Origin of the sequence: Acinetobacter bouvetii DSM 14964 = CIP 107468 (genome assembly GCF_000368865.1) — a bacterium.
In the GTDB taxonomy this organism is placed as follows: Bacteria; Pseudomonadota; Gammaproteobacteria; order Pseudomonadales; family Moraxellaceae; genus Acinetobacter; species Acinetobacter bouvetii.
In genome coordinates this window covers 418,548-426,175 of sequence record NZ_KB849727.1, presented here as the reverse complement: position 1 = coordinate 426,175, position 7,628 = coordinate 418,548, and the positions used below count along the sequence as shown (strand labels likewise).

6 protein-coding genes are annotated in these 7,628 nt (G+C 42.2%); 3 read left to right on the top strand and 3 right to left on the bottom strand.

The window, feature by feature from the left end:
* Nucleotides 1-1,264, bottom strand: a 1,264-nt coding sequence (locus F941_RS09035; protein ID WP_005010380.1) for an SIR2 family protein, incomplete at its 3' end; no start/stop codon positions are given.
* A 367-nt stretch (nt 1,265-1,631) separates the two neighbouring features.
* On the opposite strand from F941_RS09035, the gene mhpT reads away from it, so the two are divergent.
* Both mhpT and F941_RS09025 read left to right on the top strand, forming a co-directional pair.
* Nucleotides 1,632-2,834: a 3-(3-hydroxy-phenyl)propionate transporter MhpT gene (gene mhpT / locus F941_RS09030; RefSeq protein ID WP_005010378.1), complete on the top strand. Its 1,203-nt coding sequence runs from the start codon at nt 1,632-1,634 to the stop codon at nt 2,832-2,834.
* 130 nt (nt 2,835-2,964) lie between these two features.
* Nucleotides 2,965-3,291 (top strand): hypothetical protein, encoded by a 327-nt coding sequence (locus F941_RS09025; protein WP_005010376.1) that lies wholly within the window; start codon nt 2,965-2,967, stop codon nt 3,289-3,291.
* A gap of 70 nt (nt 3,292-3,361) precedes the next feature.
* On the opposite strand, the gene glnG is transcribed toward F941_RS09025, so the two are convergent.
* Both glnG and glnL read right to left on the bottom strand, forming a co-directional pair.
* Entirely contained in the window at nt 3,362-4,840 is a 1,479-nt protein-coding gene (gene glnG / locus F941_RS09020; RefSeq protein ID WP_005010374.1) for a nitrogen regulation protein NR(I), read from the bottom strand.
* Nucleotides 4,827-5,936: a nitrogen regulation protein NR(II) gene (gene glnL, locus F941_RS09015; protein ID WP_005010370.1), complete on the bottom strand. Its 1,110-nt coding sequence runs from the start codon at nt 5,934-5,936 to the stop codon at nt 4,827-4,829. Before glnL ends, glnG begins: the two co-directional genes overlap by 14 nt.
* A gap of 342 nt (nt 5,937-6,278) precedes the next feature.
* Here glnL and rimO point away from each other — a divergent pair, with 342 nt between their 5' ends.
* The gene (gene rimO / locus F941_RS09010; protein WP_005010369.1) at nt 6,279-7,622 is read left to right on the top strand and encodes a 30S ribosomal protein S12 methylthiotransferase RimO; all 1,344 of its coding nucleotides are present in this window, start codon (nt 6,279-6,281) and stop codon (nt 7,620-7,622) included.
* The last annotated feature ends 6 nt before the right edge of the window (nt 7,623-7,628 follow it).

Here is a 7,628-nt window from a genome sequence, read left to right as displayed (position 1 = left end):
AAAAATCATCCTTGAAATTAGGTTTTATTGTTAAACATTTCTCATAATAAAAAATGGATTGTTCTAAAAAAGAATCTTTTGGTGTACGAGTTAATGTAATAGCTACTTGAGCATAAGCTTGATAAAATTTAGGGTTTATTTCTGTAGCTTTATTAAAATATTTCTCAAATTGATTGTCATCCTTTGTTAGAAAGGATAAGGCTTTGCCAAGATGTGCGGAAGCTAATATTTTACTGACTGGTTCATGCTCTACATTTAATGAAGTTGTTTGATTAATAATAGTATCAAATTTTTTATAATGTAGTAATTCAGCTAATTTGATTGTAGCAATTGCAGGTTTAGCTTGATTTGTGATCTCTAGGGTTCTTTTTGTATCTTGAAGAATATCAACTTGATCATTTTTTGCTGAAAGAGGGAAATCATTAATAAGCTCGAAAACTTCTTGCATATGTTTAATAGGGTCTTCAAACATATTTGTAGGAAAGCATTTTAACTCCATTGCTAATTCTAATAAAAATTGGTCAGCATCTTGCTCTGAAATGAAATTTCTGTGATTGGGATTTGCATCAATAAATTTTTTGACATTCATATTGGGTTTTTTAGCGTAATCAACCCAGAATAAACGATGTTGGCCAATGAAACCTTCTTCTACAAGTTTGAAGAAGGCATCAGCACCACCACTGTAACCAATAAAAAGAGTTGGTGATGTATTAATAGTGGTTTTAATATAGTTTTTTAATTTGTTGGCTTGCGCTTCAGTATCAATATCAGAATTGGCTAGTTGAAACCCACTCCATTGTCCATGTAGGTGAACAATGGATTGAGTCGGGATAGCAGAGAAATACTCTTCTGAAAGAACCTTTAAGTCATAGGTAGGAGGGTAGAAGTTATCTAAGCTACATGCACGATTCAAAATATTATCGAAATTAAACGTAAGCACCTTTCCTAAATAACCATTTTTTAGCAGGCTGGCTAAAGCAATATGAGCCCAATTAATCTTTGCTTTAGAAATGTGTTTCTCAATTAATATTTTTTGCTCATGAGGTGTGAGCTTACTCATACACACACCGTAATCTTTCCTTTGTTCTTCAGTTAAACTTTTGAGATTACCTTTGAATTTTTTATTGATTTCAGTAATTAGTTCGCTTGCTAAAGGCATGCCTGCGCTTTTTGAGCAACCAGCACCAGTAAAAACAATTACTGGAGTTCCTTGTTTTTTGCTATCTCTTAAGGTTTTTGCAATATCTTTTACTGTAAAGCTCATTGTTTATAAGTTGTTAAAAAATATATTTTTATTATAAATGAACTAAATTTATTTGATAGGATTTTTAATGAAAAGCCCGCGTAATGAGGGTTTTTTTATCGTTTAATTTTAAACCATTGCTTTTGACTATGGTTTGATCATAAATAACTACTGAAAACATAAGTATTTGAAAATTATATATAATAAATAATATTAAGATCTGTGATGTTTATTTGTTTAATCTTTTATGTCTAATTTGAATGGTTTTCTTTGATGTACAGCACATTAAACCCGACCATTGTAGTGGTATTTATTTTAAAAGATTGAACTGAAAATAGTGAGGCAAGTTACTGCGGGGTAATTTGTTTACTATGGACGGAGTTTAATCATGGCACAAGTACAAACTGGAAAAATGCAAAAATTTTTAACGGTATTTTTGTGTTTCTGGGTCGCATTCTTTGAAGGTTTTGATCTTCAAGCGCCTGGAATCGCGGCAAAGGGAATCGCGGCGACATTTTCATTAGATCAAGTTCAGATGGGCTATGTGTTCAGTCTGGGCGTATTTGGTATGTTATTCGGCGCATTTTTTGGCGGCCGTGTAGCGGATTATTTAGGACAGAAAAAAGTCCTGATGTTATCAATTGCAATTTTTGGCCTCTTTATGTCAATTACGGCATTGGCGCCAAGTGTTGAAGTTTTATATGCAGCGCGCTTCTTTACAGGCTTGGGTTTGGGGGCTGCAATGCCAACCATGATTTCAGTGGTTGGTGATGAGGCAACAGAAGCAAACCGGGGTAAACTTAATAGCTTGATGTACTGCGGCTTGCCGGTCGGTGCAATCTTTGTTGCAGGCTTGGCTATTATCTTTAAAGATATTTCATGGCATACGCTGTTTTTGATTGGCGGTTTAACCCCATTGCTGTTGATTCCGTTCATGGCTATTATCTTAAAAGATAAGCGCACGGAAAAAGCAGAATCAGCGCCCGTGGAGGCTGTCCCGCCAATGGCGCAAGTATTGTTTGCTGAAAATCGCTATAAATACACATTGCTATTGTGGGTGAGCTTCTTCTTTACGCTGATGGTGAACTACATTTTAATCAGCTGGCTGCCAAACTTGCTTATGGAGCAAGGCTTAGAAAAACCGCAAGCATTTATGATTATGCTGATTTTCCAGGTGGGTGCAGTGATTGGTACGCTTGGCTTAGGTTACTTGCTGGATCGCTTAAAGTTGTGGCAAATGGCGGTGATTATCTATACAGGTCTATTTATTGCAGTATTGATTCTCTTTACGACCAAATCGATTCTACTCTTGATCTTTGCGGGCTTAATAGGCGGTATTTTCTCTACAGGCGGTCAATCGATTCTGTATGGCATTTCACCAATATTTTACTCAAATGCAGGCAAGGTGACAGGCGTGGGCAGTGCAATTTCTCTGGGACGATTAGGCGCAATGACTGGTCCATTGCTGACGGGTAAAATTTTGGCCTTAGGTTTGGGTACAACCGGTATTTTGGCTGCCAGCGCGCCGGGCATTGTATTGTCAGCGATTGCTGTAGCTGCTTTATCTGCTTATAAGGCAAGCAAGAAATAAACTGATGTGATTTATTCAGATAAAAGGAAGCTCAGGCTTCCTTTTTGCGTTTTAAGATCCAGTTTTACCTGATGATTCTTTTTTTAAGTTTTTTGATACACTACGGCAGTTTTTTTGAAAATGTGATTTTATGGCTTATCAATTGGTTCAGCTTGATATACAGGCAACAGATAATATTCAGTGCCCGCATTGCCGGCAGCAAGTAATTAACTGGGCTGAAGAACAATATGTACAGCCATGCGAGCATACACTCTTTATTGCTATGGATATTGGCTTTGAATACATTACAGATGAGTTTGAGCAAACCATGCGCCGTACAGTGGATGACCTGCATGCCAATGATGATCAGGTCAGTGTGATTGCGGAATTAATGGCGGCGCAATATCCTGAATTCACGATTTATCAGTCTGATTTGGGGATTGAAGGTTATTCACGTTATATCGGTTTTACTGCATAAAATGGTGCTAGACCGCATTGCAAAAAAAGCCAGTCATTTGACTGGCTTTTTTATATGAAGCTAAAAGGAATTAACCTTCTAACTCTTCTTCAACATCATCTTCCGCACTGTCCATGCCCAGTTCTTTCAGCTTGCGGGTCAGTGTGTTGCGTCCCCAGCCTAGAAGTTCTGCAGCGTGACGCTTGCGGCCGCGGGTTTGCTGCAGCGCCGCATTAATCAGGGTGCGTTCGAACATTGGCGTGGCAATATCAAGAATTTTCATCTCGCCATTTTTTAGTTTTTGTATTGCCCATAGACCGAGCATTTCATCCCAATGATGGATGGAAACACGGTCAATGGTTTGCGGCGCTTGAGCGCCTTCACCGCTTTGATGAATTGGAATTTGCTTTAATTCAGAAGGCAAATCTTCAGGATATACTTCGCGGCCAGTGATCATGACTGTTAGCCAGCGGCAAGTGTTTTCCAATTGGCGCACATTGCCTTGCCATGGCAATTTCTGCATGTATTCCTGAGTTTCAGGGCGTAAAATTTTAGGGCTGACACCGAGTTCTTTGCCAGCGCGGGCCAAGAAGTGCTGCGCAAGCATAGGGATGTCTTCACTACGGTGCGCCAGTTTTGGAATGTGAATGCGGATTACGTTTAGACGGTGATACAGGTCTTCACGGAAGCGGCCTTCGTGCACCAGCTTCTCTAGGTCCTGATGCGTCGCTGCCACAATACGCACATCCACTTTGACGGGGATGTGTCCGCCCACGCGGTAGAATTCACCGTCCGCCAAAACACGCAATAAGCGCGTTTGCGTTTCAAAAGGCATGTCACCGATTTCATCTAAAAACAGTGTGCCGCCATTGGCTTGCTCAAAACGTCCCTGACGCTGGGTGTTTGCACCAGTAAACGCGCCTTTTTCATGACCAAACAATTCTGTTTCGATCAGGTCTTTAGGGATGGCCGCCATATTCAGCGCAATAAAAGGCTTGCTGCTGCGCGGAGAGTGACGGTGCAGTGCATGCGCGACCAATTCTTTGCCGGTGCCGGATTCGCCATTAATCAATACCGTGATGTGCGATTGAGAGAGGCGGCCAATCGCGCGGAATACTTCCTGCATGGCAGGTGATTCACCGATAATTTCTGTCGATTGAATTGGCGGAGCAGTCTTTGCCGATTCCTGCTGCTGCAGTTTGGCAATGTGTAAAATGGCGCGGTTTACTAAAGCCAAAGCTTCGTCAATATCAAACGGCTTAGGCAGGTATTCAAAAGCGCCAGTTTGGTAGCTTGAAACCGCAGATTCTAGATCTGAATGAGCCGTCATAATGATGACAGGCAAATCGGGATAGTTGGCTTTGACTTTGCCAAGGAAGGTTAAGCCATCAATGCCCGGCATGCGGATGTCGGTTAGAATCACATCCGGCGCATCTGTACTCAGCTGATCAAGCGCAGATTGGGCTTCTTCAAAACTGGTGACATCAAAACCTTCTTCTTTGAATGTTTTTTCCAGCACCCATCGCATGGCGCGGTCATCATCAATTACCCATATTTTATTTCGCGACATGGTCTGACTCCCAAGGTAAATATAAGCTAAATACTGTTTTTCCAGGAACTGATTGACATTCAATCATTCCGTTATGTTGATGCATAATGTTTTGCGCAATGCTTAATCCTAAGCCTGTTCCTTTTGCGCGGCCTGTCACGAGCGGGTAGAACACTGATTCAAGGATTTCTTCGGGAACACCAGGCCCATTGTCTTCGATGTCAATGCGCACGGCCGAGCGCTGCAGGACGCCATTAATGGTCACAAGGCGCTGAATGCGGGTTCTAAGAACGAGTTCCGGCTGATGATCTATAAAAAATTCTTTATTTTCAGTCATGGCTTGCACGGCATTGACACTGATGTTCAGCATGACTTGAATCAACTGATCGCGGTCCGCCAATACGTCTGGCAGTGACAAGTCGTAATCGCGGGTGATTTTTATCTTCTTTTTGGTTTGATTGACAATCAACGCGCGTACCCGTTCTAGCGGCTCATGCACATTGACCGGTTCATAGCTTGGCAGCTGGCGCGAACCGAGCATGGTATCGGCTAGATTACGCAGGCGGTCGACTTCGCTGATGATGATGTCGGTGAATTCACTGTATTTCGGGTCATTCAGGCTGCGCGCTAAAAGCTGTGTGGCGCCGCGGATGCCGCCTAAAGGATTTTTAATTTCATGCGCTACGCCGCGGATCAGCTGGCGGGCAACTTGATGCTGCTGAATCAGGTTTTCTTCTTTTGATATTTTCAGCATGCGGTCAATTTGATTTAACTCAATCAATAGCAGCGGGTGGTAAGGCTTTCCGGAATTCAGCTGTGAGGCGGTATAGTCCACATGAATGTCTTTGAAATTGACATTGATGGTGGCTTCTCGGCGGGTGTAGTGCTGACCGGAGTGCAATGTGTTTTTGAGCGCTTCTTCAGTGTTGAATTCATCATTTGGCATGTGCAGCAGATTCAGCACAGGCATGCCAGAGGCGCGCAGCAGGCTGATGTCAAACAGCGCTTCACATGCAGAATTCAGATAAAATATGTTCAAATTGCTATCGACCAGTAGAATGGCTGTGGTTAAGTTGTCGACCAGCAAGCGGTAATCGATAGCGATAGGATGATCCATTAGCGATGGTTTCCTGTATTAAAATAGCGCAATGGCATCTTCATAAATCGGGCGGTTTAATCTCATAAGGCCTGATATGATGCAAAATACACGCCAACTTTTATAAAAATGACTAAGTTTTGGTGCTTGTTTTGAAAAATGCGCTGAAAGTGGACTGATTTAAAAATGTATAGCGGATTTGATGAGGGCTGTAAATAAATAATGTCCCAAAATGGTGCGTTGAATATTATGTGGGTGAATTTATAGCATTATTTTAGTGCGTGGTGTAAAGAGTGATGATTCTACCTGTTTTTATGATACGAAAAGACATACAATACGCGGATTCTAGTGGAGCGCAGATTCATGAAATCCCCCAAAGTCGGTTTTGTTTCTTTAGGTTGTCCTAAGGCATTGGTAGATTCCGAACGAATTTTAACTCAGTTGAAGACTGAAGGTTATGATGTTGCATCAGATTATGATGGTGCAGATTTAGTTGTTGTAAACACCTGCGGTTTTATTGAATCTGCAGTGCAAGAGTCTTTAGATGCGATTGGCGAAGCCATGAGCTCAAACGGCCGCGTAATTGTGACCGGCTGTTTAGGTAAAGATGAAGACAAAATTCGCCAAATGCACCCAAATGTTTTAAAAGTAACCGGGGCAGCGGCATATCAAGAAGTTATGGAAGCAGTACGCGAGTATGTTCCAGAACCGCCAAAACATAATCCATTTATCGATTTAGTTCCGGATCACGGCATTCGCCTGACGCCAAAACATTATGCATATTTAAAAATATCAGAAGGCTGCAACCACCGCTGCACATTCTGCATTATTCCAAGCATGCGCGGTGATTTGGTGTCACGCCCAGTTGGTTCTGTGCTGAGTGAAGCGCAGGCGCTGAAAAAAGCCGGAGTAAAAGAAGTACTCGTAATCTCCCAAGATACTTCTGCTTATGGCGTAGATACTAAATACAAACTGGATTTTTGGAATGGCCAGCCAGTAAAAACCAAGTTTTACGATATGTGTGAAGCATTGGGTCAGCTGGGTATCTGGGTGCGTTTGCATTATGTCTATCCGTATCCGCATGTGGATGCAGTGATTGATTTGATGGCGCAGGGTAAAATTCTGCCATATTTAGACATTCCTTTTCAGCACGCCAGTCCGCGCATCTTAAAATTGATGAAGCGACCAGCTCACAGTGAAAATACATTGGATCGTTTAAAAGTATGGCGTGAAAAATGTCCGGATTTAGTCATCCGTTCAACCTTTGTGGTCGGCTTTCCAGGTGAAACTGAAGAAGATTTCCAAATGCTGCTGGATTGGCTGAAAGAGGCGCAGCTGGACCGCGTGGGCTGCTTTACCTATTCTCCAGTTGAAGGCGCAACAGCCAACGATTTGCCGGATCATGTGCCTGACGACGTGAAGCAAGAGCGCTATGAGCGCTTTATGGAAGTGCAGCAGGCTATTTCTGCGGCGAAACTGCAAAAGCGCATTGGTCAAACCATGACGGTGCTGGTTGATGATTTTGAAGAAGAGTTTCCGGTGGCTGTCGCGCGTTCTTATGCTGATGCGCCAGAAATTGACGGCAATGTTTTTGTCGAAGATATCGATAAATCGCAAATTAAAGCCGGTGATTTGCTAGAAGTTGAAATTACTGATGCAGATGAGTATGACTTGTTTGCCAAGCTGATCCGCATTAAATCTGCTTAAAAGCAG

Excerpts from the sequence above, each read along its gene's own strand:
- mhpT (WP_005010378.1), top strand. The coding sequence starts at position 1,632 with ATGGCACAAGTACAAACTGGAAAAATGCAAAAATTTTTAACGGTATTT.
- F941_RS09025 (WP_005010376.1), top strand. The coding sequence starts at position 2,965 with ATGGCTTATCAATTGGTTCAGCTTGATATACAGGCAACAGATAATATT.
- glnG (WP_005010374.1), bottom strand. The coding sequence starts at position 4,840 with ATGTCGCGAAATAAAATATGGGTAATTGATGATGACCGCGCCATGCGA.
- glnL (WP_005010370.1), bottom strand. The coding sequence starts at position 5,936 with ATGGATCATCCTATCGCTATCGATTACCGCTTGCTGGTCGACAACTTA.
- rimO (WP_005010369.1), top strand. The coding sequence starts at position 6,279 with ATGAAATCCCCCAAAGTCGGTTTTGTTTCTTTAGGTTGTCCTAAGGCA.